The organism is Leeuwenhoekiella aestuarii, assembly GCF_004104055.1.
Taxonomy (GTDB): domain Bacteria; phylum Bacteroidota; class Bacteroidia; order Flavobacteriales; family Flavobacteriaceae; genus Leeuwenhoekiella; species Leeuwenhoekiella aestuarii.
On record NZ_QOVJ01000004.1, the window covers coordinates 120,866 to 135,218 of the forward strand.

Here is a 14,353-nt window from a genome sequence, read left to right on the forward strand (position 1 = left end):
AAATAATAGATATGAAAAAGTTTATTCTTACTAAATATACTACACTCAAGCATCTGTTCATAGCACTTTTAGTCTGCTTCTTATTGCTGGTGTTCAGAGTTAAAACTACACATGATTATTTTGGCTTATTTCTGGTATGGAATCTCTTTTTGGCATTTATTCCCTTAGGAATTGTATGGTTTATGAAATTCAATAAAGAATTATTTCTCAATCCCATAAAGAAGTTTTTTATGCTATTACTGTGGCTGCTCTTTTTACCCAACGCGCCTTATGTTCTAACCGATTTGATTCATCTATCATACAGCCCGTCTCAGTGGTTTGTTTACGATGCAGTTGTTATTCTTACGTTTGCAGGAGTCAGCTTGTACTTTGGTTATCAATCCATTTTAGAATTAAGAAGATTGCTCAAAAATACGATCAATAAAAAACTCCTGAATATAGCCACGATTTCCGTTTTTATACTTTGCGGTTTTGGTATTTATTTGGGCAGAGTAGTCCGATTCAACTCCTGGGATTTAGTTACCAATCCATTTGAGTTATTCACTACTATTCTTCAAGTTCTTACCAACCCTGTAGAGTATAAATTTGTATGGCTCTTTACTCTGGCTTTTGGAACACTTTTAAATGCCGGTTTTTATATTTTTCAACTTGGGCACAAATCAATAAGCAATTATGATTCCACGCAGTAAGCGTTCAAATTATAGCATCGGTTTTGTTATACTTCTCAGTATTGAAATAGCTATCGCAACCTATTTAAAAACCGGGTTTATACGAGCTAATTTGGGAGATTTTCTCGTAGTTATTTTATTGTATTGCTTGTTGATGGGTTGTAGCTCTATTTCCGTGAAAACCGGATTATTAGTGACGCTTGTGATTTCTTTTATAATAGAATTTTTACAGCTGGTAAACCTTCCGCAATACCAACACGCGGCTACGTTAGTTTTTGGCAGTCATTTTTCCTGGCTTGATCTCCTGATGTATGTTTTTGGTATTGGATTTATTTTGTGGGTAGAAATAGTCTCACCCCCTCTCCACCCTAAGAAAGGGGTGTAAGGTAATCGCACATTTAGGTTGTATTTCTAATAAAGCCTATTCCTTTCCATCTACATAATCCTGCAAATAACTAAAACGTGGTGTCAGTTTTCCATCTTTTGTCATACGGGCACGCTGTAAGATTCCATCTTTATCTTCGTTAAAAAAAGCCGGCAATACATTGTCTATAAACATTTCACCAAAACCTTCACTGGCGTCTTTGGGCAACTCACACGGCAAGTTATCTACCGCCATAACGGTGATCGCTCCGGGAGCATCAAAAGCGACTTCCTCTTCAGTTTGAGCATCATAACCATAAAAAGGTTCAGCTATCGTAGAAGCCCGCAAGGTAGAAGCCACAGGTCCATCAATATCACAAGAGATATCTGCAATAACTTCAATTTTAAAATCAGGACTTTTGGCCTGCTCCCTAGTAAATAAATACGGTGCGCCATCACCATAAAAATGTCCGGCTATAAACAGCTGTGTCACTTTCGCAAAACGTAAAAAATCAGTTTCATACGCAGAAGGATCTTTTATAAATTGTGACAAACTTCCTTTTTCTCCATCTGTTCGTTTTGCATAATCCAGCACACCTATTTTACAGTATACCCGCATATCAAAAGACTTATTGAGGTAGTCTGAAATACTCACTTTCTTAATACCTATTGCTTCTAGAATTTCCTGAGCACCACCAGCAACCTTCCCGCTTCCGGAGAGGCAGATCTTAATAGCCGGTAATTCGATCTTTTTCAATTGAGTGATAAGAGCACTCACATCGGTCAATGTATGAGCGGGTGGCAAATCAAAAGAGTTGTGTTTTTTTCCGTAAGCTCTAAACCCGTTATAAGCTCCTACCAAACCGGCATAACGCCCAAAACCTATAAGTCTCAACCCACTTTTACGTGTGATCACCTCATGGTCATAGAGTTCGATATTTTTATCTAAAACCGCACGCAATAAATCCCGATTGTACGGCTGCTTTTTAATCGTATGGCTAAAAAAGAAATATTTCTTATTTGGGATTAATGCATCTATAGGCACTTCTTTAACACCCAGCAAAACATCTGCATCAGAAACATCATCTTTTACTTCAAACTCTGCTTTCTCATAGGCTACATCAGGAAATACGCGTATAGTTGAACGCTCCACTAAAAATGTAGCTCTAGGAAATAATTCTTGCGCACGAGACATCGCTATGGGTGATAATACCGAGCGGCGATCTGGTGGTGATTTACGTTCTTTTAAGAGTGCAAAGTTTAATACTGCCATAAAAATGCTTTTTGAGAAAATTACAAATTTATAGAGATACGGGCACAGTCTTTTTAAGCCAACTTTAATAACGTATTGGCAAATGTTTAATAATCCATTGGGTAGCCTTGCTACTATTATCTACTATATTATTTGAAACAAAAAATTATATGAAAAATATATTTGGACTGGGTATAACCCTAGCACTATTAACTACATCTTGCGGAGCACAACAATCTAAAATTAAAGGAGATCGCGACGTGATTTCGGTAAATGGAACTTTACAAACCGGTATTAATACCATTGAAGTTGATAATGATATTGAAGTTGAACTTGTTCAAGCTAAAAGCAATGACTATATATTAACTACAGACCGTAATCTTATAAGTGTTGTAGATTTTAAAGTCAAGGATAGTGTTTTGCATATCAATACCAATATGAAAATCACCCGTTCTAAAAAATTGGAGGTTTATCTGAAATTGCAAAATCCCCAACATATAGTTCTTAAAGGTGATAGCGACCTCAAGACTCCTGGGCAAATTGAAGTGCCTTATTTTACAGCTACTGCCATGAGTGATTCTCAAATTGATTTGAATATCACCAGTAAAAAAACGAGAATAAATCTTTCAGAAAAGGCAGGAGGCGAAGTCAACACTAAGACTCGAGAACTTGAAATCAAAATGAGCGGGCGTACTGATCTGGACGGAAAGTTCACCGCAACCGAAACCTTCTTAACAATGTCTGATAATTCAGAATTCAACCCAAGAGGAAAATCTGAAACCTTAAATCTAACACTTACCGGGAAGGCTGATTATAAAGGTGATGATTTTGATATCAAAGAAGCGATGCTAACTTTAAGCGATCGTAGTAGCTCAGGTATAAGTGCATCAGATAAATTGATGGTTTCTGCACAAGATAATGCTATCGTTAATGTTTATGGCAAACCCGAAATCAATGTAAAAGCCTTAAACGATGATGCACAGATTAATAAGAGATAAGCTTTATAAAATCTTTAAAGTGTGAAGATACTTAGGTTTTTATCCTGTTAAAAATTAGTATCTTTGCACACCTTTTTCGGTTCTATTTTTAGAATTGAAAAAATGGACTTGGGGTCGATTTGGTTTTGACAGCGGGTCTAATTGAATAGTAAGCACGTCGAGCGCTGGGACACAAGCTCGTAAATCTCATGTTTCACACTTTTTAAACGGCGAGAATAACTACGCCATGGCTGCATAACCCGAATTATAGTAAGGTTATCTTAATCTCATACAAGGTATGAGACCATGATACCTCTGAAAAGCCTTGGTTTGCGGCGTTTCGCTTAGAGGTACCGAAAAAGTAAACATAGCTATTACAGGGTCTTGATGTGATAGTGAAATCTAATCGAGAATAAGGTACCAGTTGGTAGTTGCCGACCGGCTGTTGCACGAAAACCAATTGGCAAATAAACGTGTAGAAAGCTATTGAGTTGCCTGTTTGCACGGCGGTTCGAACCCGCCCGACTCCACTTTTTGAGTCTCAAACTCATTTAAAAACCCTGTAAATTAATGATTTACAGGGTTTTTCATTTTATTTGACATCATTTAATATCGATTAAATGCATAAAAATCGGGACCCATTAGGCAGGTACCGCCATTATTGAGCTTAGGGGGTCTCGCCAAGCTTATAACATCCTCTTTTTTAGTTTTTTACAAAAGTTAAAATTTTTTGACCCTAAAAAATCATTTACTAATTTGACTTCAAGGTTCATATCCTACCTGCCACGAAGGTTCGGGAGTTACATAAATAGAAGTCATGAAAAATAACTATTACGCACTATTTCATCTTATAAAAAGGAAAATTAATAAAAGAGGTTTAGCACCTATTTACCTTAGATTGACTGTTGATGGAAAACGAAAAGAACACAGTATTTCTAGAAGAGTCGATCCTAGGAAATGGAATTCACGTCAGGAAAAAGCTTTAGGTAATAGCCGTGAAGCAGTGGAAATAAATACGCACATTAGTAACTTGAGGCATAAGCTCAATCAAATTCATCAAAATTACATTGAAAATGATAAATACATTAGCGCCAATTCATTGATCAAAGAATTAAGAGGTGAAAATGATATTGTCAAAATGACTCTTGAAATTTTTAAAGAACATAACGAAAACCTAGATCAATTAATCGGTAAAGATATTTCGGCTGCATCAGCCCAAAGATATTGGACGTGTCACAATCACATTAAGCAATTCATTAAAGAGTATTATAAAGAAGATGACTATCGACTAAAGGATATCGATTATACCTTTATTACCAAGTTTGAACATTTTCTCAAAACTAAACGTAACTGCAACCACAATTCTGCATTGAAATACGTCAATAACTTCAAAAAAATCATCCGTATTGCATTAGCAAATAAATGGATGGATCATGACCCTCTTATTAATTATAAAGTAAAATTTGAACCTGTCGAACGAGAGTTTCTGAGCCAAGAGGAAGTTGACGCACTCTGGAGCAAAGACCTTCATTTTGATAGGTTGAAATTAGTACGGGATATGTTTGTGTTTTCTTGCTATACCGGTTTAGCTTATTCTGATGTTGAGAAGCTTTCTAAGTCTGATATCACTTTGGGAATAGACGGTGACAGATGGATTCGAATTAATCGAACTAAAACAGGTGCAAAAAGCAGTATTCCACTCCTTCCCGTAGCTGAACAGATTCTTGAGCGTTACGAAAATCATCCTGAAGTAGAAAATTCTGAGCGTGTGATTCCTGTTTTTAGTAATCAAAAGTCTAATGCTTTTTTGAAAGAAATAGCAATTATGTGTGGTATAACTAAACCACTAACAACACACTTAGCCCGACATACCTTTGCCACTACAATCACTTTAACAAATGGAGTGCCAATCGAAACTGTAAGTAAAATGCTAGGACATCAGTCCTTACGCACAACACAGCACTATGCAAAAATAGTTGATCGGAAAATTAGTGATGACATGAAAATTTTAAAAGCTAAACTCGCTGCTCAGAAGTCAAAGAAGGAGTCCAAAATGGAATAGAGCTTAACCGTATCTAAGCCTTTTCATTATCGAATAGGAGTTTAAATTCTTCATAGAAATGTTCATAACTCCGGAAAACTGTTTGGCGATACATCGTATTGGATAATATTTAATAACAAATGAATTCAATCTTTATCAGATAAATGCAAACAATATGAGGGGCTAATTACAAGCTATTTGTAAATAACTCTTCTCTCAAAAAAGGGTGTTTAAACTTTCACTTTTTTACTTTTAATTCAAGAATTCTACTTAATCAAACAAAGCGCTTTGTTCACTATTCACATTAAAAAAGGATACGATGAACATACTTAAATTAGACGAAAGACTTGAGCGAATCGAATCGCTTTTACTTGCCAATAAGAAAGTACTTACCCTAGAGGAAGCTTGCGACTATGCAGGAATATCTAGAAGCTATCTTTATAAATTAACCTCTACCGGTACTATACCCCATAGTAAACCTAATGGTAAACTAATTTATTTTGAGCGGGAAGAACTTGAGCAGTGGTTGCTACAAAACAAAATATTTTCTGAGGTCGATTCAGGAGAATCAACAAAATACCATTCAAAAGGATCAAAAATTTCATAGACCTATAAAACTAAAGCTATGGAAAATAATAAACTCTATCATGTAGCAGATCCTAAAAAGAAAACTGTTTACGATTACACCATTGAATACTTATTTGAGAAGTATGATATTCTCTATAATGAAATATCACACGACTTTCAGATATCTCTAAAAGGAAAGCGTCTATGGTACTACCTGAACCTGAACTCGTTGATTATTGAACTGACCAAAGCCGGGATTGATATCAGTACTTCTAAATTAGAGATTCTAATCAAGTCAGAACTGATCCATAAATACAATCCAATTCGAGAATACTTCGACTCTCTGAAGCCTTGGGATGGTAAAGATTATATCGAAAAACTAGCTTCTTTTGTTCCGCTTTATGAATATGAAGTATTTGTATATCATTTTAAGAAATGGCTGGTTAGAGCTATCAAATGCGCTCTGGAGCCTGCTTATTTCAACAAGCAGGCGCTAATTATCAGCCATAGCGGTCAGAGTTCGGGCAAGTCCACCTGGTGCCGCTATCTCTGCCCACCCGAATTAGCAGAATATATGGCGGAAGATATCAATAGCGATAAAGATGCCCGAATTCAACTATGCCGAAACTTCCTGTATAATCTCGACGAACTGGCTGTACTTTCAAAAAATGATGTCAATGCCCTCAAAGCTTTTTTCTCAAAAACCTTTATCAACGAGCGTTTGCCTTATGACCGCAAGAATACGATACTTCCAAGAATTTGCTCCTTTATGGGTTCGACCAATATGTCTTCCTTTTTAAATGATGAAACCGGTTCTGTTCGCTGGCTGTGCTTTGAGCTGATGGGTCCTATAGACTTCAATTATAAAAACGAAGTAGACATTCGAGACGTTTGGAGCCAGGCTTATCATTTGGCTTATAAAGATCCTGATTTTAATCCTGAGCTCACAGTCAAGGATGTCAATGAAAATGAGGAGCGCAATCAAAGGTATACTAAAATGACCACCGAGCAGGAACTTATTGCGAAGTACTATGAAAAGTCTACCCACGAAAAAGATTTTGTAACGGCCACAGACATCATGGTGAGTCTAAATTGTTTGAACATCCGCATCAGCCAGGTCAATCTGGGGCGTGCCCTTTCAGGCTTTAGTTTTCAAAAGATCAAACACCCCAAACGGAGGATTTACGGCTATTTAGCAAAGCGAAAGTTCACAGAATCACCTTATGAACTAAGCTGATGAAAGAAAAAAGAGTAAAACCTCTTACCATTCTACCACAAATCTTCTGAGACCTTATAAACAGTAGTCTCGTTTGTAGTAGGATCATAATAAATCATCTTACCACAATCCTACCCATCTTACCACAAATCTTTGGTAGGATGGGTAAGATAAAAAACAACCTACCCAGGCCACCAAGCCTCGTGTTTACTGGGATGGGTAAGATGGTAGGATGTTTTGGGATTTTTAAACTATTTATAGATGAAAAAAGAAAAATTATCGTGTGAAATTGCCCGAAAAATTTCCATCGTGAAGGCACTGGAATTTTTAGGACACCTTCCCACTCGCAATTCGGAAAAGGAAGTTTGGTTTCTGAGTCCCCTACGGTCAGAAACCCAAGCATCCTTTAAAGTTTCTAAAACATTAAACTGCTGGTACGATCACGGACTAGGTAAAGGCGGCAACTGTATCGATCTTATCTGTGTGCTTTCAAAAGTATCGGTGAGTGATGCATTAGCAATTTTAGCACAATTCAATATCGGGAACTATGAACCTCCAAAACCACAACAAGCTAAGGCCAAGGAATCTGGAATTGTAATCAGACAAGTAAAACCCATTCAACATCTTGCATTATTAGCATATCTGAATAGCCGAAAGATTAATCCAGTTGTAGCACAGAAATTTTGCAGAGAGGTTCACTATACTATTAAGGATAAATATGGTTTTTCCATTGGTCTGAAAAATAATTGCGGTGGATGGGAACTTAGAAACAAATATTTTAAATCCTCTAGCTCACCAAAGGATTTGAAATGGATCACTAATGGGTCTCAAAACTTGATCGTCTTAGAGGGTATGTTTGATCTGCTATCACTGATTACCGTATATCCAAATTTAAAACGAGAGGCTGATTTTCTGGTTTTAAATTCTGTCGCATTTGCGGATAGAGCACTCCCCTACTTTGATAATTACGAATTTATTGAATTGTATCTGGATCGGGATGAAGCCGGAAGAAAAACAACAGCGCTATTCTTAAATGAAAATTCAAAATGTATTGATAAATCGGAATTCTATGCTGATGAAAAAGATCTTAATGCCTGGCTAATGAAAACGAATTGAAACTGATTTCTGGAAAGCAGGGCAAGATGTGTGGCTGTGGCCACAATCTTGCTTTGCGCCCGATGGTTGCAAAGAAAAAAACAAATACGATGAAACGAGTACTTATCAAATTCAGATGCAGTGTTTATGAAAAAAAACTATTACAAGTAAAAGCAAAAGCTGCAGGCTTAAGCCTGAGCGCCTTTTGCAGAAAATGCCTAATGGATCAACAGATTACTGAGCGAATGAGTGAAGAACATATTACTACGTATAAAATGCTGGTAAAGTATCACAACAATTTTAAACGCATTGGCAATATGTATAAAAAAGGAAATCCAAAGCTTAGTGAAGAAGTCAATCTGGTTGCTGAAGAAATCAAAAAACACCTAAAAAGCATTATACCATGATCGGAAAAGGAAGTTCTATATCCAGTACTCTGGGAGCGATTCGCTACGGGAATAACCCGGAGAAGGAAGCTGAGCTGGTATATAGCGATCTGTTGGTAGGCGATACTGCAGAAGAAATCATCCAAGAATTTAAAGCCGTGCAAGCGCTCAATCAAAATTGTGAGCGCAATACGTTGAGTTTTGTTCTAAGTCCAACGGTAACCGATGGAGCTCAAATGAATACCGAGGATTTAGGGAAACTCACTAAAACCTTTATTCAACATATGAAATTACAAGAGCGCCAGGCAGTCGCGTATGTACATAGGGATAAAGCACATACCCACGTGCATCTCTATATCAATCGTATCGATCTAAATGGTAAGGCTTATACTGATAGTTTTATCGGAAAGCAAAGTCAGTGGGCTGCTGAGCGGACTGCAAAGCAAATGGGCATCCAAACCGTACAAGACGTTCAGCTTGAAAAAAATAAAGCCTTAGCACAGACGCGTGGTGAAATCCATAAAGCTCATCAGCAGGCTATTCAAGGATCTACTAAAGATCTTCAGACATACATCAATCGCATGCAAAAGCAGCATATCACGGTGGTTCCCGTAATCAATAAATCCAAACAACTTCAAGGTTTTCGCTTTGAATACAAAGGTCAAAACATAAAAGGGAGTGAAGTGCATCGGTCGATGTCGGCTAATAATTTGCTTAAATCCATTAACAACGCAAAACGTGTGGTGTTATCTGGAGGAAGCATTCCTATTGCACCGAGCCTGGCTAAAGCTGTTGCTCAAAAATTATTAAAAATCGTAATCGATAAAGGAATAGGGATATGACCAAATTAGAACTACTATCAGAGTTGCTCGTAGAAGAACTGCACAGTTTTAAGCAGGAAGTTACACGCCTGGAACAGATCGAAAAAAATCTTAAAAATACAACCATCAAAGCGGATAGCACCAACATCGAAAAGCTAATCGAAGAGCACCTTAGAAAACTAAATGCTCATCAGTCTGCTCAACAAAAAAATCAGGAAGAAATAGTAAAGCGGATTAAGCACTCTCGAACGATTCCGAATTGGCTCATCATACTTGCCCTTTTTCTTTTTCTTTCACAAGCATTCGCCATTATTTATCTCCTGCTGCGCTAATTGAAAAAGTATAGTTAATTTTTTCTTTCAAAAAAACCTGTCTTTTGTGAAGGCCTTTTCGAAAGAAAAAATTATTGGGAAGGGTTTGTAAGTATAAAATTATTAATCTTGCTCTAATTGATGATTATTTGTTTTGTTTCGACTATATCTTCTGAAATTAATCTGAGCATATTGGCACCGGGGTAAATTTACTTACCAGGTAGCTTGTTTTTTTTTGTTTGGTTAAGTTTTTAGCTCATCGCTATAAAACCGGTGATCCTAACCGTATAAAAACAAGTTTACACTTGACTAAAGTTGTCCTAAAAATCCAGCTATTCTTAAAAGTTTTTAGTTTATGCTTACCCGCTAGTAGTCAGAATCCTTAGCCCCATAGCATCTCACCTATTATTTTTTATAAACTACATCGATGAGATTAACCGATTTTTTAGCTTGAAGCCAGCTACGCTTTTCGGCATAAATGGAACACGAAAAAAATCATAGCCCAGATAAAGTGGCTTTTTTACACTTACAATTTTTTAAAATAAACGCGCTTTTCTTTCCGTTTGATAAATACCACTATCATAAATGCAAAATGACCTGTTCAATATTTCGGGTATTGCGTAATAGATTTTTAAATTGATTCTATTTTATCCTATTTATGTGCAAATTTAAATTTTAAATCATTTCCCATCATTATTTCAGCAATAAACTGTTAAATATCAGGCAATAGGTAGAAATCATCGTTAATATGTACGACATTTGAACATTTAAAAATTTATCCTCTTGAATGAGATAATAACATCCTTATGAAACGTTAGACCAAAGTCTATGAATCTATATCTATAGAAACACATTTGCGTTTTTAAATTGAAATGTCTGTTTCTTAAACTTCAACCAGTTTCAAAGAATAATTTAAAATTCAAGATCAAAAAGTTTTATAAATGGCCTCTACAAATTCAAATTCAGGGTTTTATTACCACAAAACAATGATCGATCAAGCACCGCTAGCCATGGCCATGCTGGATAAAAGTTTATGCTACCTCGCAGTTTCAAAAAAATGGATCAATGATTATAATTTACACGGGCAGGACCTAATAGGTCGGTCACATTACGCTATTTTTCCAGAGATACCTAATGAATGGAAAAAGAAGCATCAAGATTGCCTTAAAGGAAACATTGATATCTGTAATGAATGGCCTTTTAACAGATTAGACGGCAGTGTTCAGTGGATTCTTTGGGATGTACGCCCATGGTATGAAGCTTCTGGAGCGATTGGGGGCCTTATCATGTATACCGATGATATCACAGATAAAAAGAATAATGAGTTAGCTAAATTGAGAACAGAAAATATCTTAGAAAAAGCCAGTGATATGGCTCGAATGGGTACCTGGGAATTAAACATCAAAAACGACAGCTATATCCTGAGCGATATGGCACGAGAAATTTTTGAACTTTGTAGTGCTGATAAAATAAATTATGAGAGATTCAATAGCTTTTATGAAGAAGGTGCTAATAGAAATCTTAAAATTGAAGTTATAAAAGACTGTTTGGAAAAAGGTATTTCATTTGATCTTGAGTTCCAAATAAAAACAAACAAAGGGAACACCAGATGGATTAGGGAAATCGCTTATTCAAAATTTGAAGAAGGTAATTGCAGTGGTGCTTTTGGTATAGTTCAGGATATCACAGACCGCAAAAACAATGAGCAAAATATATCAAAAATTAACCAACAGCTTCTTGTAGTAAATAAAGAATTAAAATCTCTTTTAAATGCTGGTCCCGTTATAGTATCTACCGACAAAAAGGGCTATATAAAACACTTTAATAAAGGGGCTGAACGGTTATTGGGATATTCCAAGGAGGAAATGATCGGTATTGAAACCCATAATATATATACCTTAAAAGAAGAGCGTGATGCTTTTCAAGACGACCTTATTCAAAAGTTTAATCTTGACGCTGATGCGATAGATGTAGAGTCCTTATTAGCTGAAAAGAATTATACCGATTCAAGAATCTGGAGTTACGTAAAGAAAGATGGCTCTACTGTACCTGTGTATGTAACCTTAGAGGCGATTAGAGATGATCAAAACCAAAGTATTGGTTTAGTAGCCGTAGCTATTGATATCTCTGAGCGTATTGAGATTGAAAATGAGCTCTTGAGAAAAAACAATTTGCTTCTACGCGCAGAAGAAATAAACAAGATGGGACATTGGCATTGGGATCCTAAAACTGACTCCGGGCAATGGTCAAAAACCATGTACGCCCTTTTTGAAATGGACGATGCTAGCTTGAAAATCTCTAAAGAAGTTTATTTTCATATGGTTCATCCTGATGATCGAGAACGAGCAGTAGAGTCTTTGAGTAAAGCACTCAAACAAAAAAGGTTTTATTCCGATTATTATAGAATACTAACTGGATCTGAAAAGGTGAAATTTATTTGTGTATTAGGAGATATAATATTAGACTCTGAAGGCGAGATAGACTATCTAATGGGTACTTGTCAAGATGTGACCGAACAAAAATTGTTAGAAAATAAATTTAGAGGACTGCTAGAGTCGGCTCCAGATGCGATGGTTATCATTGATAATGATAAAAACATACAACTTATAAATACTGAGGCAAAAAAATTGTTTGGTTATACAAGCAACGAATTGGTCAACTCAAGTATAAACAAACTTATTCCGCATCAATGGAACGCAAATTATCAACCCTATTTGAGTCACGAAGAATTAAATAAAAAAGATCATTCAAATTCAAAAAAAGTATTTGAAATTTATGGAAGACATAAAGACGAACAAAAAATTCCCATTCAGCTCAGTTTAAGTCCTTTAATAACACAAGAAGAATATCTGATTTCTCTTGCAATGCGGGATATCACTAAACAAAACGAGGCTAGAAATAAAATAATTGAAGCAAATACTAATCTTGAAGTACTGACTCAAAAACTGACTTCGCAAAATATACAGCTGGCTGATTTTGCTCAAATCACCTCTCATAACTTACGGTCTCCCATATGTAATTTGAATTCTCTTTTAGAGATTTATAAACAGGCTGATAATGATGAGGACAAAACCATGTTATTCGAAAAATTTGAACAGGTAATCGGGCACCTTAACTCTAATCTAGATATTTTAGTAGATGCTCTAAAAATAAAGAGAGCAGCTAAATTAATAACCAAAAATATTCGATTTGAGGATGTTCTTAGCAAAACCAACGTCTTACTAGCTGGTAAAATACTAGAAAGTAAGGCACAGATTAAAGCCGATTTTAGTGAAGTACAATCAATAGATTACAATCTACAATATTTGGAAAGTATTTTTCTTAATCTAATTGACAATTCCATTACTTACAGATCCCCAAAAAGATCGCCACAAATTTATATTAAATCGATAATAACAACCGATAATACTATCAAGTTGACATTTACAGATAATGGTCTGGGCATAAATATGGATCGTCACAGTTCAAAATTATTTGGTTTTGGTAAAACGTTTCATCGAAACCCTAATGCTAAGGGAATAGGCTTATTTATGACCAAGACCCAAATTGAATCAATGGGTGGTAGCATCACGGCAACGAGCATTGTTGATGAAGGCACAACACTTAGTATAAACTTTTAGGGCGCACTATGAATAATTTAAAAAATATTTTCATTATCGATGATAGTTCAATCTATCATTTTATGATGCTGCACAAATTAAAATTATTAGGCTTTGATGAAGAAGTGAAAGCTTTTTTAGATGGAGAAGAAGCTCTTGATTTCTTGAATCAAAATTTAGATGATACCCATCTCCTACCTGATCTAATATTTTTAGACATTAATATGCCGGTAATGAGCGGGTTTGATTTTTTAGAAGAATTTGCTGAAATTAAACCTAAAATAGATAAAGAGATTACAATTTACGTGGTTTCCTCATCAGTGGATGATGTTGATATTGAAAGAGCTAAAAATAACGAGCACGTACATAGTTATATCATCAAGCCCTTTCAGATGGAGGATTTAAAGTCAATACTTAAAGAGTTTCAACAAGAAAATCAAGCATCTACATAAGCTCGTTGATTTATCGTAAACTTACTCCTGATTCAGCTCTTGGTACAGTCAAAGAATCACCTCACAACCTAAAAAAATCCAAAACATTAGCCTTAATAACGTTGTGTTTTACTGATGTAAGCTAGAGATCAATAAAAAATTATTTATATATCTGTAAACATTCCTAATTAACGGAAAATATCCTGTATTTGAGTGGATGAGCTGGTCAAAGTGAACCACGTGCGCTGGATGAAAGTGAGCATAGCAAACAAAGTACTGGAAGTCGATTCCTTTGTTGATAAATTTACTCTTTATTTTTCAGTTCTTTTCTCATAGGTTCTCCTTTGATATCGATCCTATGGGCGGTGTGTAACTAGCGGTCTAATACGGCATCAGCAATGGTTTGCTCTCCTATAATATCGTGCCACGCCCCGACGGGTAGCTGAAAGGCTATATTGTTATTTTTTTCCGTGTCTTTCTTCGACAATATCTATTAAGGAGTGCCCATTTATACTGGCCAGCCCACTAAGACCAAAGTCGTCAAGCTTTATAAAGGGTTTTCAAATAAAAAATTTGGGGTTCTCTTTATATTCGTATTTAATTACCTTTAGGTGCCTTATACAAAA

The 14,353-nt window shown here is 35.9% G+C and carries 13 protein-coding genes and 1 other RNA gene; 13 read left to right on the plus strand and 1 reads right to left on the minus strand.

The window, feature by feature from the left end; all coding sequences use genetic code 11:
- Positions 1-11 precede the first annotated feature (11 nt).
- Together DSM03_RS12210 and DSM03_RS12215 are read left to right on the plus strand one after the other, a co-directional pair.
- Positions 12-689, plus strand: coding sequence for a DUF1361 domain-containing protein (locus tag DSM03_RS12210; RefSeq protein WP_128762086.1), 678 nt, complete (start codon positions 12-14; stop codon positions 687-689).
- Positions 673-1,053, plus strand: a complete 381-nt coding sequence (locus DSM03_RS12215) for a ribosomal maturation YjgA family protein (protein WP_128762085.1) — start codon at positions 673-675, stop codon at positions 1,051-1,053. The genes DSM03_RS12210 and DSM03_RS12215 overlap by 17 nt, the downstream gene beginning before the upstream one ends.
- Positions 1,054-1,089: 36 nt before the next feature.
- Here the strand turns inward: DSM03_RS12215 and DSM03_RS12220 are convergent, their stop codons facing one another.
- Positions 1,090-2,304 (minus strand): NAD(P)-dependent oxidoreductase, encoded by a 1,215-nt coding sequence (locus DSM03_RS12220; protein ID WP_128762084.1) that lies wholly within the window; start codon positions 2,302-2,304, stop codon positions 1,090-1,092.
- Between the two features lie 149 nt (positions 2,305-2,453).
- Here DSM03_RS12220 and DSM03_RS12225 point away from each other — a divergent pair, with 149 nt between their 5' ends.
- The 11 genes from DSM03_RS12225 to DSM03_RS12275 all read left to right on the plus strand — a co-directional run bounded on the left by DSM03_RS12225 (position 2,454) and on the right by DSM03_RS12275 (position 13,748).
- Positions 2,454-3,281: a GIN domain-containing protein gene (locus DSM03_RS12225; RefSeq protein ID WP_128762083.1), complete on the plus strand. Its 828-nt coding sequence runs from the start codon at positions 2,454-2,456 to the stop codon at positions 3,279-3,281.
- A gap of 110 nt (positions 3,282-3,391) precedes the next feature.
- Positions 3,392-3,793: a transfer-messenger RNA gene (gene ssrA, locus DSM03_RS12230) on the plus strand.
- Positions 3,794-4,077: 284 nt separating this feature from the next.
- Entirely contained in the window at positions 4,078-5,322 is a 1,245-nt protein-coding gene (locus DSM03_RS12235) for a site-specific integrase (RefSeq protein WP_128762082.1), read from the plus strand.
- A gap of 298 nt (positions 5,323-5,620) precedes the next feature.
- Complete coding sequence (locus DSM03_RS12240; protein ID WP_128762081.1) at positions 5,621-5,908, plus strand: helix-turn-helix domain-containing protein; 288 nt, start codon at positions 5,621-5,623, stop codon at positions 5,906-5,908.
- A gap of 18 nt (positions 5,909-5,926) precedes the next feature.
- On the plus strand, positions 5,927-7,105 hold the full coding sequence (locus tag DSM03_RS12245; RefSeq protein ID WP_128762080.1) for a virulence-associated E family protein: 1,179 nt from the start codon (positions 5,927-5,929) through the stop codon (positions 7,103-7,105).
- A gap of 240 nt (positions 7,106-7,345) precedes the next feature.
- Positions 7,346-8,200, plus strand: coding sequence for a toprim domain-containing protein (locus DSM03_RS12250; protein WP_128762079.1), 855 nt, complete (start codon positions 7,346-7,348; stop codon positions 8,198-8,200).
- An 89-nt stretch (positions 8,201-8,289) separates the two neighbouring features.
- Positions 8,290-8,586 (plus strand): mobilization protein MbpA, encoded by a 297-nt coding sequence (gene mbpA, locus DSM03_RS12255; RefSeq protein WP_128762078.1) that lies wholly within the window; start codon positions 8,290-8,292, stop codon positions 8,584-8,586.
- A complete protein-coding gene (locus tag DSM03_RS12260; RefSeq protein WP_128762077.1) occupies positions 8,583-9,407 on the plus strand; it encodes a relaxase/mobilization nuclease domain-containing protein in 825 nt (274 codons plus the stop codon). The genes mbpA and DSM03_RS12260 overlap by 4 nt, the downstream gene beginning before the upstream one ends.
- Positions 9,404-9,718, plus strand: a complete 315-nt coding sequence (locus DSM03_RS12265) for a DUF6730 family protein (protein ID WP_128762076.1) — start codon at positions 9,404-9,406, stop codon at positions 9,716-9,718. The genes DSM03_RS12260 and DSM03_RS12265 overlap by 4 nt, the downstream gene beginning before the upstream one ends.
- Before the next feature lie 965 nt (positions 9,719-10,683).
- Positions 10,684-13,317, plus strand: a complete 2,634-nt coding sequence (locus tag DSM03_RS12270) for a PAS domain S-box protein (RefSeq protein WP_161567099.1) — start codon at positions 10,684-10,686, stop codon at positions 13,315-13,317.
- A gap of 8 nt (positions 13,318-13,325) precedes the next feature.
- On the plus strand, positions 13,326-13,748 hold the full coding sequence (locus tag DSM03_RS12275; protein WP_128762074.1) for a response regulator: 423 nt from the start codon (positions 13,326-13,328) through the stop codon (positions 13,746-13,748).
- Positions 13,749-14,353 lie beyond the last annotated feature (605 nt).

Bases quoted from the DNA above. Each gene is read 5' to 3' on its own strand.
- DSM03_RS12235 (WP_128762082.1), top strand. From the start codon at position 4,078: ATGAAAAATAACTATTACGCACTATTTCATCTTATAAAAAGGAAAATT.
- DSM03_RS12225 (WP_128762083.1), top strand. From the start codon at position 2,454: ATGAAAAATATATTTGGACTGGGTATAACCCTAGCACTATTAACTACA.
- DSM03_RS12265 (WP_128762076.1), top strand. From the start codon at position 9,404: ATGACCAAATTAGAACTACTATCAGAGTTGCTCGTAGAAGAACTGCAC.
- DSM03_RS12210 (WP_128762086.1), top strand. From the start codon at position 12: ATGAAAAAGTTTATTCTTACTAAATATACTACACTCAAGCATCTGTTC.
- DSM03_RS12250 (WP_128762079.1), top strand. From the start codon at position 7,346: ATGAAAAAAGAAAAATTATCGTGTGAAATTGCCCGAAAAATTTCCATC.
- mbpA (WP_128762078.1), top strand. From the start codon at position 8,290: ATGAAACGAGTACTTATCAAATTCAGATGCAGTGTTTATGAAAAAAAA.
- DSM03_RS12220 (WP_128762084.1), bottom strand. From the start codon at position 2,304: ATGGCAGTATTAAACTTTGCACTCTTAAAAGAACGTAAATCACCACCA.
- DSM03_RS12270 (WP_161567099.1), top strand. From the start codon at position 10,684: ATGATCGATCAAGCACCGCTAGCCATGGCCATGCTGGATAAAAGTTTA.
- DSM03_RS12260 (WP_128762077.1), top strand. From the start codon at position 8,583: ATGATCGGAAAAGGAAGTTCTATATCCAGTACTCTGGGAGCGATTCGC.
- DSM03_RS12245 (WP_128762080.1), top strand. From the start codon at position 5,927: ATGGAAAATAATAAACTCTATCATGTAGCAGATCCTAAAAAGAAAACT.
- DSM03_RS12275 (WP_128762074.1), top strand. From the start codon at position 13,326: ATGAATAATTTAAAAAATATTTTCATTATCGATGATAGTTCAATCTAT.
- DSM03_RS12240 (WP_128762081.1), top strand. From the start codon at position 5,621: ATGAACATACTTAAATTAGACGAAAGACTTGAGCGAATCGAATCGCTT.
- DSM03_RS12215 (WP_128762085.1), top strand. From the start codon at position 673: ATGATTCCACGCAGTAAGCGTTCAAATTATAGCATCGGTTTTGTTATA.